At 70.4% G+C, this 15,649-nt stretch carries 11 protein-coding genes; 2 read left to right on the top strand and 9 right to left on the bottom strand.

What is annotated here, in order from left to right:
* Positions 1 to 3: 3 nt before the first annotated feature.
* From VV01_RS06220 to rpsT, 5 genes are all read right to left on the bottom strand, one after another.
* Positions 4 to 2,358, bottom strand: a complete 2,355-nt coding sequence (locus VV01_RS06220; protein WP_071606309.1) for a ComEC/Rec2 family competence protein — start codon at positions 2,356 to 2,358, stop codon at positions 4 to 6.
* Positions 2,351 to 3,328, bottom strand: a complete 978-nt coding sequence (locus VV01_RS06215; protein ID WP_231635169.1) for a helix-hairpin-helix domain-containing protein — start codon at positions 3,326 to 3,328, stop codon at positions 2,351 to 2,353. Before VV01_RS06215 ends, VV01_RS06220 begins: the two co-directional genes overlap by 8 nt.
* Positions 3,329 to 3,420: 92 nt before the next feature.
* Entirely contained in the window at positions 3,421 to 4,308 is an 888-nt protein-coding gene (locus tag VV01_RS06210) for a DegV family protein (protein ID WP_050669130.1), read from the bottom strand.
* A 10-nt stretch (positions 4,309 to 4,318) separates the two neighbouring features.
* Complete coding sequence (leuS, locus tag VV01_RS06205; protein WP_050669129.1) at positions 4,319 to 7,180, bottom strand: leucine--tRNA ligase; 2,862 nt, start codon at positions 7,178 to 7,180, stop codon at positions 4,319 to 4,321.
* 249 nt (positions 7,181 to 7,429) lie between these two features.
* Positions 7,430 to 7,690: a 30S ribosomal protein S20 gene (gene rpsT, locus VV01_RS06200; protein WP_050669128.1), complete on the bottom strand. Its 261-nt coding sequence runs from the start codon at positions 7,688 to 7,690 to the stop codon at positions 7,430 to 7,432.
* 210 nt (positions 7,691 to 7,900) lie between these two features.
* On the opposite strand from rpsT, the gene VV01_RS06195 reads away from it, so the two are divergent.
* The gene (locus VV01_RS06195; RefSeq protein WP_071606520.1) at positions 7,901 to 8,359 is read left to right on the top strand and encodes an AAA family ATPase; all 459 of its coding nucleotides are present in this window, start codon (positions 7,901 to 7,903) and stop codon (positions 8,357 to 8,359) included.
* Positions 8,360 to 8,584: 225 nt separating this feature from the next.
* Here VV01_RS06195 and holA read toward each other — a convergent pair whose 3' ends face one another.
* Positions 8,585 to 9,550, bottom strand: a complete 966-nt coding sequence (holA, locus tag VV01_RS06190; RefSeq protein ID WP_050671758.1) for a DNA polymerase III subunit delta — start codon at positions 9,548 to 9,550, stop codon at positions 8,585 to 8,587.
* Positions 9,551 to 9,617: 67 nt separating this feature from the next.
* Here holA and VV01_RS06185 point away from each other — a divergent pair, with 67 nt between their 5' ends.
* Complete coding sequence (locus VV01_RS06185) at positions 9,618 to 9,941, top strand: nucleoside triphosphate pyrophosphohydrolase family protein (RefSeq protein WP_050669127.1); 324 nt, start codon at positions 9,618 to 9,620, stop codon at positions 9,939 to 9,941.
* Positions 9,942 to 9,991: 50 nt separating this feature from the next.
* On the opposite strand, the gene VV01_RS06180 is transcribed toward VV01_RS06185, so the two are convergent.
* The 3 genes from VV01_RS06180 to VV01_RS06170 all read right to left on the bottom strand — a co-directional run bounded on the left by VV01_RS06180 (position 9,992) and on the right by VV01_RS06170 (position 15,622).
* Positions 9,992 to 12,238, bottom strand: coding sequence for an ATP-dependent DNA helicase (locus tag VV01_RS06180; RefSeq protein ID WP_050669126.1), 2,247 nt, complete (start codon positions 12,236 to 12,238; stop codon positions 9,992 to 9,994).
* A gap of 123 nt (positions 12,239 to 12,361) precedes the next feature.
* On the bottom strand, positions 12,362 to 12,784 hold the full coding sequence (locus VV01_RS06175; RefSeq protein WP_050669125.1) for a peptidoglycan-binding domain-containing protein: 423 nt from the start codon (positions 12,782 to 12,784) through the stop codon (positions 12,362 to 12,364).
* A 189-nt stretch (positions 12,785 to 12,973) separates the two neighbouring features.
* The gene (locus tag VV01_RS06170) at positions 12,974 to 15,622 is read right to left on the bottom strand and encodes an MGH1-like glycoside hydrolase domain-containing protein (RefSeq protein ID WP_050669124.1); all 2,649 of its coding nucleotides are present in this window, start codon (positions 15,620 to 15,622) and stop codon (positions 12,974 to 12,976) included.
* Positions 15,623 to 15,649: the final 27 nt, after the last annotated feature.

Below are 15,649 nucleotides of genomic sequence, written 5' to 3'. Positions count from 1 at the left end.
CGGTCACCCTGGGCGCGCGATCATCGGACGCCCACCCCGTACGACGATCGCCACGTCTCCCCCACGATCGGTCCTCAGCACGGTCGAGCCGCTGTCGCGCAGCAGATCCAGAGTGCGTGCTGCGGGGTGTCCGTAGTCGTTGTCGGCGCCCACGCTGATCACGGCCAACGGCGCACGCACCGCACGCATGAGGTCGGCGTCCTGGTTGGACGACCCGTGATGCGCGACCTTCAGGACACTGATCGGGAGCGAGCCCGGATCGAGCGCGAGCGCCCTGCGCACCTGTGCTTGTGCCTCACGCTCGGTGTCACCGAGGAACAGCATGCGGACCCCGGCGGTCTCGACGTCGAGGACGACGGACGCGTTGTTCTGCACCGATCCTTCGTGAATCTCCCTGGCAGGCCACAGAACTCGCGCTCGAACACCGTTCCAGGTCAGCGTGTCGCCCGTCCGCAGCTCGCGCACCGGGACCTGCGCTGCTGCCGCGACCCGGCGCACGTCGGGCTCCTGCGACGGCTCGTCCCTGCGTCCCGTGCCGTCGGTGTCGTGCACGTCGGTCGTGAACACCTCTCGCGCCGGGCGGTCTGTCAGAGCACCCGCCAGTCCCCCGACGTGGTCGGCGTGGAAGTGCGTGAGCACGACCGCGTCGAGAACCCGCACGTCGAGGGCGTCGAGGCAGCGGTCGATCGAGGCCGGGTCAGGACCGACGTCGATGAGGACACCGGAGTGCTCACCGGTGCGCAGCACGCCACCGTCGCCCTGGCCGACGTCACACGCGACGTAGACCCAGCCTGGCGCCGGCCAGCCCAGCGCGGGCAGCGGTGTCCACGCCGCCACGAGCAGCACGACCGAGGCAGCGGCCACGACCGGGTGGCGTACGGCGTGAAGGGCGAGCGCCGGGCCGGCGAACAGCAGGATCAGCACCAGCCCCGCCAGCAGGAAGGCCCCTGCAGCGCCGTCCGGCCACGGCAGTGCCCCGAACGGCACAGCGGCGAAGACGTGCGCGATCGTCGCGATGCCCCACGCCGGAACGCCCGCGCACCACGCGGGGACCATCGCCACGGTCGTCGACAGCGGCGCCACGACGACCGTGATGACGCCGGCGATGGTCGCCGGCGCCACCCACGGCGCAGCGAGCAGGTTGGCCGGGACTCCCACGACGCTCACCGAGCCCTGCAGCAGCACGATGACCGGTGCACAGACCGCCTGCGCGGCGACCGGGACCGCGATCGCGTCACCGAGGGGGCGCAGGCGGTCAGGCAGGAAGCGCGCGAACCACGCGCCCCACGGCCGCGCGAACAGGATGAGCCCGAGAGTCGCGAGCGCCGACAGCGCGAACCCGTAGGAGACCGCGAGCCACGGATCGACACACAGCAGCGCGATCACGGCTGTCGACAGCGCTGCGGGTGCCGCGTGCGGACGTGACATCGACATCCCGATGAGACCCACCACGCCCATCGCTGATGCTCGCACCACACTCGGCTCGGGTCGGCACAGCAGCACGAACAGGACGAGGGCGAGCAGGCAGAACGGCAACCGCCAGCGGCGTGGGATGCGCAGCCAGCCGCACGTCCACAGGACGGCCATGAGCACGATCGTGACGTTGCTGCCGCTGACGGCGTTGAGGTGGGTCATGCCCGTGGCTCGCATGTCGTCGTCGAGCTCTGGCGGCAGCCGGCTGGTGTCTCCGATCACCAGGGCCGGCACGAGCCCGCGTGGGTCAGCGGGCAGGTGGTCGGTGGCGTCGCGCAGGTCGGAGCGCACGGACTCGACTCCGCGCGTGACGATGCCGGGTCGGGTGAGAACGGTTGGCGGAGAACGAGACTCGGCGATGGCCTCGACATCGGAACCAGCGTCTTCGGGAGCCAGCCTGACCAGAGCGCGCACACGCTCGTGCCAGTGCACCGACAGCCAGCTCTCGTCGCCGAACAGCAGGACCGGCGTACGAGGGGTGCTGCGCTGTCCGCGCCCGACCACCTCGCGGACCGACAGCCTGACCATGACCGTAGGACCGTCGCGGCCTGGGCGTGACATCGCGACCTCTCGCGGGTCGGACACGACGACGGCCTCGATGGTGGCGACCGCGCGGCGCTGGGCGAGCTCGGGCACCGCCCCCGCCTGACGAGTGGCCATGTGCGCTGCGGTGGCGACGAGGACGAGGGCGATGGCTGCGCAGCACAGGCCCGCGACGAGGCCAGCCTTGGGCACCCGGACACGCAGGGCGATGAGTGTGCCTGCCGCGGCAGTGCACGCCGCGATCGTCAGGACCGTCGGACTCGCCCGGACGCCGAGGATGACGGCGACCCACGCGGCACCGGCCGGGGCCAGCAGGCGGACGTCGAGTCCCACCTCAGACACGCACGAGCGGGCGGAGCTGAGCCATCAGCTTGTCCCCGATCCCGCTCACCTCGGTCAGCTCGTCGACGCTGGTGAACCTTCCGTTGTCCGTGCGCCACTGGACGATCCGCGCGGCGATGACCGGGCCGACTCCCGGCAACGCGTCGAGGGCGCCCGCGTCGGCAGTGTTGAGGTCGACCGGACCGGACGCCCCGCCGCCGTCGCCGGCCGGTGCTCCGCTCGCCGGTGCAGCGCCGTCGGCGACGGCAGGACCTCCGGGCGCGGCCGTGACCGCCTCGCCCGGACGAGGCACCACGACCTGCTCACCGTCGACCACGGGGCGGGCCAGGTTGACGTGCGTCAGGTCGGCCTTGCCGGTCGCGCCGCCCGCGGCACTCACCGCATCCTGCACGCGTGCGCCCGGCGCCAGCCGCACCACGCCTGGGCGCTGCACCTGACCGACGACGTGCACCAGCACTGCGGTCGGCGCAGACGCCGCGCCCGTGGCAGCACCAGCAGCCGAACCGCCCCGAACCGACGAGGACGACGTGGCGGCGTCTCGTCCGAGGGCCGAACCCGTCGTGCTCGTGGCCGTGGAGGTCGGCAGCAGTCCACGCGCCGGCTCGGGCTGAGCCATCGTGCGTACCCACATCATCCGACCGCCGAGCACGACCGCTGCTGCGACGACCAGCACGAGGACCGCGACGAGTGCCAACCGACTCGGCTCGACCTGCGCGTCCTGCAGGCTGCTCGGTGTCCTGACCAGGGGTGCGTGCGGTCGAACCTTGGGCGGATCGTCCGCAGCGCGTTGATGGCGCCCGCGAGAAGCCGAGTCGGCGCCCCCTCGCTCGCGCACGCTCGTACGCCGCCCCCGGGCGTCGTGCACACTGGACTCCTCGGGCACCCAGCCGCCGCGCCGGGCACGGTCGACCTCCCCGAGCACGGCTGCGAGTCGGTCGGGCGGAGGGCTGGTGGTCCGGCGGGTTCCCATGAGCCAGACCGTAGGGACAGGTGCACTGCTCGCGCTGGACCGAGCAGCGCACCTGTGGACAACCTCAGGCGCAGGTCACCGGCTGTGGACCGTCACAGGTGGGTCGCGCCGATGACCGGTGCCGGACCGGCCCACGGGCTCGCGGCCACCGCGATGGTGCCGGGCCCGACGTGCGTCCCGACGACAGCACCCAGGTCGACGCTCACAGCGCGGCGCACGTGCGGCAGCCGAGCCCGTAGACGCTGCTGCAGGCCATCGGCGCGGGCGGTCGAGTCCAGGTGGTGCACCGCGATCTCGACGCCGAACGGAGCGTCCATCTCCTCGACCGCTGCGACCACGAGCTGCTCGAGCCGCGCGATCGCCTTGGACGCCGTACGAACCCGCTCCAGCGGCTCGATCTGCCCGTCGGCGAGCCGCAGGATCGGCTTGATCGACAGCGCCGAGCCCAGCAGGGCCGACGCCTTGCCGATGCGCCCGCCGCGCCGCAGGTGCTCGAGGGTGTCGACGTAGAGCAGGCCGACCGCCGCCGTACTGCGTTGGCCGGCCGCACGCGCGACGACGTCGGGCGGAGCGCCCGCCGCGGCGTAGCGAGCGGCCGTCTCGACGCCGAACCCCAGGCCCATGCCCACCGACCTGGAGTCGACGACGGTCACCGGCACCGGCGCGTCGACCGCAGCCAGACGGGCTGAGGACGCCGTCGCCGACATCGAGCTCGACAGGTGCACCGACACGATGTGGTCGGCCCCTGCGGCGGCGACCTTCTCGTAGGTGTCGAGGAACTCACCGGGTGAAGGCTTGGCCGTCGTCACGGGCCGACGCGCGCGGAGTGCGTCGGCCACCTCGGCGGAGCTGATCTGCAGACCTTCGGTGCGAGAGCGTCCGTCGACGACAACGTGCAGCGGCACCACGTGGATGCCGAGCTCGGCGAGTGAGCCGAGCGGGATGCACGCCGTCGAGTCCGTGACCACCGCGACCGTCATGTCGTCTGCTTCAGCCTGCGACGATGTTGACCAGCTTCGGGGCGCGCACGATCACCTTGCGAATCTGCTTGTCGCCCAACGCCTCTCGCACCTTCTGGCTCTCACGCGCAAGGCTTTCGAGATCGGACTCGCTGATCGTCGGCGGCACCTGCAGGCGGTCGCGCACCTTGCCCTCGATCTGCACGACGCACGTGACCAGGTCGTCGACCAGCAGCGCCGGGTCGGCGACGGGGAACGGTTCGTACGCGATGGTCTGCTCGTGCCCGAGCCGCTCCCACAGCTCCTCGGCGATGTGCGGTACGAGGGGTGCCGCCATCTGCACGGTCGGCTCGAGCACGGCACGCGGAGCGACGCCGCCCTTGGTGATCGCGTTGTTGAGCTCGATCAGCTTGGCCGTTGCAGTGTTGAACTGCAGTGCCTCGTAGTCCTTGCGCACTCCGTCGATCGTCTTGTGCAGCAACCGATTCAGCGCCTCGTCCGGAGCGTCGTCACTGACGCGGAGGGCGCCGGTCTCCTCGTCGACGACGTTGCGCCACAGCCGCTGCAGGAACCGCTGGGAGCCCACGACCGCCCGCGTCTCCCACGCGCGCGACTGGTCCAGCGGACCGCCGGACATCTCGTACAGGCGGAAGGTGTCCGCGCCGTACTCGTCGCACATCTCGTCGGGTGTCACGACGTTCTTGAGCGACTTGCCCATCTTGCCGTACTCACGCGTGACCGGCTTGCCCTGCCAGGTGTAGGTGGTCCGGCCGTCCTCGACGTGCTCCTCGACCTCGGCTGCAGGCACCGGCTGGCCGCGGTGGTCGCGGTAGGCGTAGGCCTGGATGTAGCCGTGCGTGAAGAGCCGACGGAACGGCTCGTCCGAGGAGATGTGGCCCAGGTCGTGCAGCACCTTGTGCCAGAACCGGGCATAGAGCAGGTGCAGGACCGCGTGCTCAGCGCCGCCGATGTAGAGGTCGACACCACCCGGGTCGCCGGCCTGTCCCTGACCCGCACCACGGCCCGGTCCCATCCAGTACTGCTCGACCTCAGGGTCGACGAAGCGCTGCGTGTTGCCGGGATCGGTGTAGCGCAGCTCGTACCAGCACGAACCCGCCCAGTTGGGCATCGTGTCGGTCTCACGCCGGTACGTCTTGACGCCGTCGCCCAGGTCGAGCTCGACCTCGACCCACTCCTCAGCGCGCGACAGCGGCGACTCGGGCATCGAGTCGGCGTCGTCGGGCTCGTACGTCTTGGGCGAGTAGTCGGCGACCTCGGGCAGCTCGACCGGCAGCATCGAGTCGGGCACCGAGTGAGCCCGGCCGTCCTCGTCGTAGACGATCGGGAACGGCTCGCCCCAGTAGCGCTGACGGCTGAACAGCCAGTCGCGCAGCTTGTAGGTGATGGTGCCGTGGCCGGCGCCGTCGGCCTCGAGCAGCGCGATCACCGCGTCCTTGGCGTCCTCGATCTCCTTGCCGTCCAACGAGATCCGCTCATTGGTGGAGTTGATGATCGGGCCGCTGCCGGTGAATGCGGCGTCCTCGTCGTGGCCCTCGTGCGGCTGCACCGTGCGGACGTAGGGCAGGTCGTACTTCTTGGCGAAGTCCCAGTCGCGCGGGTCCTCACCGGGAACGCCCATGACCGCGCCCGTGCCGTAGCCCATCAGGACGTAGTCGGCGATGAAGACCGGGACCTGGCGACCGGACACCGGGTTCGTCGCGAACGCCCCGGTGAACACGCCCGTCTTGGACTTGTCGTCGGTCTGCCGCTCCAGGTCGCTCTTGCGCATCGCCGCGCGCTGGTACGCCGACACGCCGGCCCGCGGGTCGGCGGCGCCGTCGGTCCACGCCTCCTGGGTGCCCTCGGGCCATGCGTCCGGGACCAGCGACTCGACCAGCGGGTGCTCGGGCGCGAGCACCATGAACGTCGCACCGAAGATCGTGTCGGGACGGGTCGTGAAGACCTCGACGCCCGTATCAACGCCGTCGACCGCAAACGTGATCGCCGCGCCGTGCGAGCGCCCGATCCAGTTGCGCTGCATCAGCTTGATCGACTCGGGCCAGTCGACGCGGTCCAGGTCATCGGTGAGCCGGTCGGCGTACGCCGTGATGCGCATCATCCACTGCGAAAGGTTGCGCCGGAACACAGGCATGTCACCGCGTTCGGTGAGGCCCTCGTTGGTGACCTCCTCGTTGGCGACGACCGTGCCCAGGCCGGGTGCCCAGTTGACCGGCACCTCGCGCTTGTACGCCAGGCGGCGGCTGTCGATCGCGTCACGCTGCTCGGCGTTGTCGAGCTCGGCCCACGGGCGACCGTCCGGCGTCGGCACGCTTCCCCGCTCGAACTCCTCGACCAGCTCGGTGACCGGACGTGCGCGGCCGGCCGACTCGTCGTACCAGGCGTTGTAGATCTGCAGGAAGATCCACTGGGTCCAGCGGTAGTAGTCCGGGTCGATCGTCGAGATCCGGCGGCGCTGGTCGTAGGACAGGCCGAGCTGGCGCAGCTGGCGGGTGAAGACCCTGATGTTGTCCTCGGTGGTCTTGCGCGGGTGCTGACCGGTCTGGACGGCGTGCTGCTCGGCCGGCAGCCCGAACGCGTCGAACCCCTGGGTGAACAGGACGTTCTTGCCGGTCGTGCGCTGGTAGCGCGCGTAGACGTCGGTCGCCACGAACGGCAGCGGGTGGCCGACGTGCAGCCCGGCACCACTGGGGTAGCTGAACATGTCCTGGACCATGACCTTGTCGCGGCCGTCGGCGTGCTCAGGGTCGGCCCACGGCCCCGCCGGGTTGGGCGCCTCGAAGGTGCCGTCCTGCTCCCACCGGTCCTGCCAGCGGCGCTCGATCTCACCGGCCAGGGCGGCGGTGTAACGGTGCTGGGGCTCCTGCTCAGTCATGGGTCTTCCTCGGATGCTCGTCTTCGGTCAGCAGCGCGCACGGACTCGCGACATGAGAAAACCCCTCGCACAGGGAGGGGTTGGCCGCGTTGAGGTCCGTCCAGGTCAACGCGGCTGGCTAAGGAGCTGCAGCTGCTGCATGGTGCAGAGCCTAGCGCAAGCCCTGCGAGCGCCACGATCGGCGCGGGTACGACGACGGCCGCCGCCCCGAGCGGGGCAGCGGCCGTCGTACGTGTCAGTGCTCGAGGCTCACAGGCTCGAGAACTTCTTGGCCATCGCCGACTTCTTGTTGGCGGCCTGGTTCTTGTGCAGGACGCCCTTGGAGACGGCCTTGTCGAGCTTGCGCGAGGCGTCGCGCAGAGCGGTCTCGGCGGCCTGCTTGTCGCCGGCGTCGGCAGCCTCGCGGAACTTGCGAATCCAGGTGCGCAGCTCGGACTTGTAGGCCCGGTTGCGCTCGGTGCGGACCGCGTTGGTCTTGATCCGCTTCATCTGCGACTTGATGTTTGCCACGAAAACTCTCTCTTGGTCGGAGCTGCTTCTGTCATGAGGGCGACAGACGCGGTTCGGGATGGGGCGTGGGGACACTCGGGCGGTGAACCGCGCTGGTGGTGCTGACGTACGCGCACGACCAGAGCGCGCACGCAAGGGAGAAATCTACCAGCGGCCCGCGCTGTGGGCCAAAACGAGCCGGAGCAGGCGGCGACGGTGCACGATGCTCAGGTGGCGACTCTGTTCATCGTGTGCGGCTTGCCCGGCAGTGGCAAGACCACCACCGCGCGACGCCTGGCGGACGAACGCGACGCGCTTCGCCTCAGCGCCGACAGCTGGATGATCGAACTCGGCCACTCGCTCTGGGATACCCAGGCTCGCGATCGTATCGAGCGACTTCAGTGGCAGGTCGGACAGGAGCTGTTGTCGCTCGGGACATCGGTCATCGTCGAGTGGGGCACGTGGACGCGCGCTGAGCGGGACCGGCTTCGACGGTCCGCGCGCACCCGTGGGGCTCGCGTCGAGTTGTGGTCTCTGGACGCTCCGGACGAAGAGCTTCTCCGTCGCATCCGGGATCGCGGCACGGAGGGTCCGCCTGTCGCGGCCGGCGACATCGACCAGTGGCGGTCCGTGTGGGAACCGCCGACTGCGGACGAACTCAGGCACTACAGCGGATCCGGGACAGGTTGATGATCGGCAGTGCACGTCCGATCGGTGTCGTCCGCACGACTGATGTGCGTGCGCGCCCACCGGTCCGCTCGGTGTGACCCACTGCGACCTGCACGGCTCGGTGTGACCTACCGCGAGGAACATCACCACCCGGGTCGCCATGCTCGGTGTGGCTGATCGCGACCGGCTGAACGCGGTATGGCACACCGTGTCGAGACGAGCGGGTCGTCGTACGCCGCCAGCCATTCACGCGACGTCGGCCCCACCTGCGCGCTGCCGAGTGATCTCCAGGATCGCCCGCTCGACGGCGTAGACCGGGTCACGGCCGCCGCCCTTGACGTCGAAGTCGGCTGCCGCCACGGCCTGGATCGCCCGTCCGAGCCGGTCGCCGTCCCAGCCACGGGCCGCGGCACGGGCGCGGTCGATCTGCCACGGCGCCATGCCGAGCTGCTTGGCCAGGTCGGCTGACCGGCCGCGGCCCGCGGAGGCGACGCGCGCGATCTGGCGCAGCTGGCCGGCGAGCACCGCGACGATCGGCACCGGGTCGAGCCCGGTGGCGAGTGCATGCCGTAGGAGGCGCAACGCCTCGGCCGCGTCGCCGGCGACAGCGGCATCAGCCACTCGGAAGCCCGTCGCCTCGACCTTGCCGCCGTGGTAGCGCTCGACCGTCGCCGCGTCGATGACCCCTGTGGTGTCGTCGACCAGCTGCTGGCACGCCTGCGCGAGCTCGCGCAGGTCCTTGCCGACCGCCTCGAGCAGCGCACGCACCGCGTCCGGAGCGACATTGCGGCCCTTGCTGCGGAACTCGTGGGTGACGAACGACGTCTTGTCGCGGTCGGACTTGATGGCGGGTGCGTCGATGACCCTGGCCTTGGCCTTCTTGAGCGCGTCGAGCGCCTTCTTGCCGCGGTTGCCGGACTTGTGAGTCACGATCACGACGGCGTCGCTCCCCTGCTGCACGATGGCGACGAGGTCCTCGATCAGGGCGTCGTTGCCCTCGTCCAGGTCACGGACGACGACGGCCTTACGACCACCGAACAGGCTCGGACTCGTGTGCACCTGCAAGGCGCCGGGCTCGTACGCGGCTCCTTCGAGGCGGACGACCTCGACATCAGGATCTTCCTCGCGCACCGCCTCGAGGGCGCTGGCGAGGGCACGCTCGGCGAGCACCTGCTCGGGGCCGGAGATCAGGACGAACGGAGGGACGCTCACGAGGGCCAGCCTGCCAGTCGACACCGACGGCGCGCGGCCGGCGTACCCCTCGCTGACAATGACCGGCATGAACATCTCCGAGGTGACCGAGCGGGCGATCCACGTCGCCGGGTTGTACGACCAGCTCAACGAGCAGCAGCGTGGCCGGGTCTGGACGACGGACGACTACATGCTCGGATTCGTCGGCGACGTGGGCGACCTGGCCAAGCTGGTGATGGCCGACTCCGGCACACGCGACGCCGACGACCTGCGGGCACGCCTCGGGCACGAGCTGGCCGACTGCCTCTACTCGGTGGCCGTGCTCGCTCATCGCACGGGCATCGACCTGGCGGCGGAGTTCGATGCGTGCATGACGATGCTCACCGGATACGTGCAGGATCAGCTCGACTGACGATCGCCGCCACACGGCGCAGGCAGAGCCACGCCCGTTGGCGCCGAGGCTCAGGCGGGGTCGGCGGCCAGAGCCACACCCAGGTGAGCCGCCCGCGCACTGACCTCGGCGGGCTGAAGGTCGAGGTGCTCGGCCAGCTCGTCGACGGTCAGCCCCATGTCGGCCGCATCACGCAGCTCTTCGTCGTCCTCGGCGCTCCAGTCACGGGAGCCGTCACTCGGTGTGCTGGACGGCGCGGGCGCACGGGCGGGCTCAGGCTGTGCCGCCGGGACCGGCTCCGGAGCAGGGGCCATGCGCGCGTCGGCACGCGCACCCGTGACACCGCGCAGTGCGGGTCGGTCGACCTCGATCACCGGTGGTGCTGTCTCGTCGAGGCGCTTGAGCGCCTGCAGCACCAGTGCGCGGTCGCTGGTCGGCCAGAACGGCGGCAGCGACTTCTGCAGGAATCCGGCGTAGCGCGCCGTGATCATGCGCGAGTCGAGGAAGGCGACGACCCCGCGGTCGCTCGACCGTCGTACGAGCCGTCCGGCGCCCTGCGCGAGCCGCAGCGCCGCGTGGGTCGCCGACACGGCCATGAACCCGTTGCCGCCCATGCGCGCGATCGCCTGGGACCGGGCCGACGCCAGCGGGTCGTCGGGCCGCGGGAACGGGATGCGGTCGATGATCACCAGCTGGCAGGCCGACCCGGGCACGTCGACGCCCTGCCACAGCGACATCGTCCCGAACAGACAGGTCGCCGCGTCAGCCGCGAACTGGCGTACGAGGGTGGCCGTCTGGTCCTCGCCCTGACACAGCACGGGGATGTCGGCACCGAGCCGCTGGCGCATCTCCTCGGCCGCTGCCTTGGCGGCACGCGTCGAGGAGAACAGGCCCAGGGTGCGACCGCCCGCAGCGCGGACGAGGGCCTCGATCTCGTCGAACACCTGAGGTGGCGTGCCGTCGCGACCGGGCGCCGGCAGCTGTTGGGCCACATAGGCGATCGCCTGGCTCGGGTAGTCGAACGGCGAACCGACGTCGAGTCCCTGCCAGCGCGGCCCTCCCTCACCGCGCAGCCCGAGCTGGCCGGCGACGGCGTCGAACGTGCCACCCAGCTCGAGCGTCGCGGACGTCATGACCACGGTGCGCTCGTCGAAGATCTTGTCGCGCAGGAGCATCGCCACACTCATCGGCGCCACCCGCAGGAGGTGGCCGCGGCGCGGGTCGTCCGACACCCAGATGACGTCGAGCTCGCGCTCCTCGATGACTCGCTCGGCGGTGTCGAACAGCTCGTCGACGGCTGCTCTCGCCATCTGCCTGGCGCCGTCGTTGTCGGCCGGACTCGCGGGCTTGAGCTCGGTCTGGAGGCCACGAGCCGCGTCACGGACCCGGCCGAGCGCGAGCGCGAGGTTGTCGGGCACGCCCATCAGCCGGCCCTCGGCCAGACCGCCGAGGATCTCACCGAGGAACTCGCCCGCCTCGGTCAGTGCGCTCGTATCGCCAAGCCTGCCAACCCTTTTGGCCGCCGCGTTGATCATGCCGGGGGTGATCTCGTCGGTGATCGTGGACGTCACCCGGTCGACGAGCTCATGAGCCTCGTCGATGACGAGCAGGTCGTGCTCGGGCAGCATCTGCCGCCCTTCGAAGGAGTCGATCGCCATGAACGAGTGGTTGGTGACGACGACGTCGACGTCCTTGGCGGCGGAACGTGCCTGCTCGACGAAGCACTCACCGACCAGGGGGCACTTCGACCCGAGGCACTCCTGCGCGGAGACCGACACCTGTCGCCAGGCCCGCTCGGAGACACCCGGCACCAGCTCGTCGCGATCGCCGGACTCGGTCTCGTCGGCCCACTCGCGCAGCCGCACGACCTCCTGCCCGATGCGGCCAGCAGCCTTGTCGACCTCACCGACCGACAGCAGGCCCCCCTCGTCGTCATCGGGGTAGCCGCCGTCGAGCTTGTTCTTGCACAGGTAGTTGCGCCGGCCCTTGACGAGTGCGTAGGTCGGCCGGCGGCCCAGCTGGTCCGCGAGCGCCTCGGCGAGGCGGGGCATGTCGCGGTCGACCACCTGCGCCTGCAGCGCCAGCGTGGCGGTCGCGACAATGGCGGGCTTGCCGGTCTCGAACGCGTGCCTGACGGCGGGCACGAGGTAGGCCAACGACTTGCCGGTGCCCGTGCCGGCCTGCACCAGCAGGTGCTCGCCGGACTCGACCGCGTCCGCGACAGCCTGCGCCATCCGGGTCTGACCGGGCCGCTCGGCACCGCCGACTCCCGCGACCGCGGCGTGCAGGAGGGACTCGAGCGAGGCGGCGGAAGGCATTGCCTCAGCCTAGGCGTCGACCGTCGCTGCGGTGCACCGCTCCACCGACCTGTGGAGCCCATGTCGGGTCAGACCCGGGATGTGGACGGGCGCATCCGCGGCGGTGAGGCCGACGTCTCCCGGTCAGCAGGTGGCGTCGAAGGCGGCGTTGAACCGCTTGATGGTCTCCGGAGTGGTGTTCTGAGCTCCGCCACCGACGCCGAAGGAGCAGAGTCGGCCCCAGGTCTGCGGCCCCACCGATCCGTCGACGAGGATCCCCTGCGAGCGCTGGTACTTCACGGTCGCCGCCTCGGTGGCCGGACCGAAGCTGCCGTCGATGGCGAGATTGGCGGTGAACCCGCCCGTGTTGACCGTGAACGGACCCTTCAGGAGGGTCTGAGCCATGCGCACGCAGTAGCCGGTGTCATAGCGGTTGACGTAGGTGTAGCGGCAGCTGTTGGTGGCCGCGCTGGCCGGCGCCGGGCTGACGGCTGTCGCCACTGTCGCCAACGCCGTCATCGCGACGGCGGCTCCGACGGTCCTGAGCATGATGGAACGCTTCGGCATGGAGATCCCCCTGATGAGTCGTGGTGCTGCTCCACGCGGGCAGCGCCTGGCCGGCCCGTGCCCGTGGTCGGCACCCGGTGCGGAAAGCTGTCGTCAGGCAGACGGTGTCCCCCAAGGCCCTGCGACAGCATCGTCAAAGTACTGACCCTCACCCACGAGCTCAAGGCATCGCCGCCGCCCTGGCGAGAATCAGCCACCGAGCGCGTCGTGCACGGGGTGGCAGATGAGATGGGCGACGACCGCCGTCCAGCCGGTCTGGTGCGAGGCGCCCAGACCCGCGCCGGTGTCACCGTGGAAGTACTCGCTGAACGTCGGGTGCGCCTGCCACAGCGGACCGGTCGGGACGTGCCGCGGATCGCCCGGACGACGGCCGTCGGCACCCGGCCGGAACATCGACACGAGCCGCCCCTCGAGGTCGGCCACGACGTCCCGCAGCGGCACCTGCGTACCGGAGCCTGTCGGGAGCTCGACCGTGAGGTCGCGGCCCATGTCGGTGGCGTACGTGCGCAGCGCGTCCGTGAGCAGCACGTTGACCGGGAACCACACCGGACCACGCCAGTTGGAGTTGCCGCCGAACAGGCCGCTGCGTGCCTCGCCCGGTGCGTACGCGATCGGCAGCGACTCGCCCTCGAGGTCGACGTCGATGCCGTCGCGGTAGGCCGCCGAGAGCGACCGGATGCCGTACGGCGACAGGAACTCACCCTCGTCGAGCATGCGCGACAGGATGCGCACCAACCGCTCCTGGGTGAGCAGCGAGAACGTCGTGTCGGGCTGCCCGTCGTACTCGCTGTGGACCACTGCGTCCGTGAGCTCGGGGCGTCGCTGCAGCAGCCACTCCAGCCGCGAGGTGTAGTCCGACAGCTCCTCGGGTACCCAGTCGGGCTCCACCGCGACGGCCATCAGCGGGAGCAGGCCGACCATCGAGCGGACCGGGATCTGCTGGCACGAGCCGTCGTCGTCGACGACCGCGTCGTAGAAGAAACCGTCCTGCTCGTTCCACAGCGAGATGTTGCTCGTGCCGAACGACTCCATGGCCTCGGCGATCGACAGGAAGTGCTCCAGGAACTTGGTCGCCGCCTCGTCCCAGGCACGGTCGGCCCGCGCGAGCTCCCAGGCGATGCGCAGCATGTTGAGGCAGAAGAAGCCCATCCAGCTGGTCGCGTCGGACTGCTCCAGGCGATGCCCGCCGGGCAGCGGCTCCGAGCGGTCGAACGGGCCGACGTTGTCCATCCCGAGGAAGCCGCCCTCGAACAGATTGGACCCGTCGGAGTCCTTGCGGTTGACCCACCAGCCGAAGTTGAGCATGAGCTTGGTGAACACCCGGATCAGGAAGTCGGTGTCCTGCGCGCCGTCGAGCTGGTAGACCCGCCAGACCGCCCAGGCGTGCACGGGCGGGTTGACGTCACTGAAGTTCCACTCGTACGCCGGCAGCTGGCCGTTGGGGTGCATCGCCCACTCGCGGCACATGAGCACGAGCTGCTCCTTGGCGAACGACGGGTCGACGTGCGCGAGCGCGACGCAGTGGAACGCCAGGTCCCACGACGCGAACCACGGGTACTCCCACTCGTCGGGCATCGAGATGACGTCAGCGAGCGAGAACGTCTGCCACTCGGTGTTGCGACCCTCCGGCTGCGGCGCACGCCGCTCCGGCGGCGGTGCGGGCTGACCGGGGTCGCCCTCGAGCCACTGCCGCACGTCGTACCGGAACAGCTGCTTGCACCAGAGCAGCCCGGCGAATGCACGGCGGGCCGTGAGCCGGTCCTCGTCGGAGGTCTGCTCGGGGATGACGGCGGCGTAGAAGGCGTCCGCCTCGCCCCGGCGGGTCTCGATCACGCCGTCGCCATCAGCCGCGCTCCCCTGCTGGTCGTCGCGGGTCAGCCGCAGCGTCACGGCCACGGTCTCACCCGGCTGGACCGCGTCGAAGTGCCACCACAGCGCGGCCTTCGTGCCCACGTCGGACGCCAGCAACGACTCGTCACCGTGCACGACCGCCTGGTTGACGGCGCTCTTGGGGTGAGCCGGATCGGTGCCACCACCGAAGGTCGCCGTCTCATGAGTTTCGTTGTCGCACAACAAAACTCGCGCACCATCGCTCGCCGTGACGTGATAGCGGCCGAGCCATCCGTGCTCGACCTGCAACCCTCCGTTGAGCGGCCGGATCGACGGACGACGGTCGTCGCGTCCCCAGCTCCACGTGTTGCGGAACCACACCTGCGGCAGCAGGTCGAGCGGGGCGGCGTCCGGGCCGTGGTTGGTCGCCTCGACGCGGACCACGACGTCGTACGGGTTGTCCTTGGCGTGGGTGGTGACGACGTCGAAGAAGCGGTCACCGTCGAGCACGCCGGTGTCGGCGAGCTCGTACTCCTCGTCGTCGAACCCGCGACGGGCGTTCTCGTCGATCAGCTGCTGGTACGGGAAGGCCGCCTGCGGGTAGCGGTAGAGGTACTGCGCGTACGAGTGCGTCGGGGTCGCGTCGAGGTGCCACCAGTACTCCTTGGCGTCCTCACCGTGGTTGCCCTGCGCGTTGGTCAGCCCGAACAGCCGCTCCTTGAGCCGGTCGTCCTGGCCGTTCCACATCGCGACGGCGACGTTGAGGAAGCCGTAGCGGTCGGTGAGGCCGGCGATGCCGTCCTCACCCCAGCGGTAGGCGCGGGTGTGGGCGTGGTCGAACGGGAAGAAGCCCCAGGCGTCGCCGTCGGCGGAGTAGTCCTCGCGGACGGTGCCCCACTGGCGGCCGGACAGGTACGGGCCCCACACCCTCCACGGGTCGAGGTCGCCGGGCGACTCGGCGACGCGGGCGTGCTCAGCGGACGGGTGACCTTCCGAGGATGCGCTCACGTCACCGCACCCTACGGACGAGCGAGG

It is taken from the genome of Luteipulveratus halotolerans, assembly GCF_001247745.1.
GTDB lineage: Bacteria > Actinomycetota > Actinomycetes > Actinomycetales > Dermatophilaceae > Luteipulveratus > Luteipulveratus halotolerans.
This window is presented reverse-complemented; position numbering and strand designations above follow the sequence as displayed.

Excerpts from the sequence above, each read along its gene's own strand:
- VV01_RS06215 (WP_231635169.1), bottom strand. The coding sequence starts at position 3,328 with ATGGGAACCCGCCGGACCACCAGCCCTCCGCCCGACCGACTCGCAGCC.
- VV01_RS06210 (WP_050669130.1), bottom strand. The coding sequence starts at position 4,308 with ATGACGGTCGCGGTGGTCACGGACTCGACGGCGTGCATCCCGCTCGGC.
- leuS (WP_050669129.1), bottom strand. The coding sequence starts at position 7,180 with ATGACTGAGCAGGAGCCCCAGCACCGTTACACCGCCGCCCTGGCCGGT.
- VV01_RS06185 (WP_050669127.1), top strand. The coding sequence starts at position 9,618 with ATGAACATCTCCGAGGTGACCGAGCGGGCGATCCACGTCGCCGGGTTG.
- VV01_RS06180 (WP_050669126.1), bottom strand. The coding sequence starts at position 12,238 with ATGCCTTCCGCCGCCTCGCTCGAGTCCCTCCTGCACGCCGCGGTCGCG.
- VV01_RS06175 (WP_050669125.1), bottom strand. The coding sequence starts at position 12,784 with ATGCCGAAGCGTTCCATCATGCTCAGGACCGTCGGAGCCGCCGTCGCG.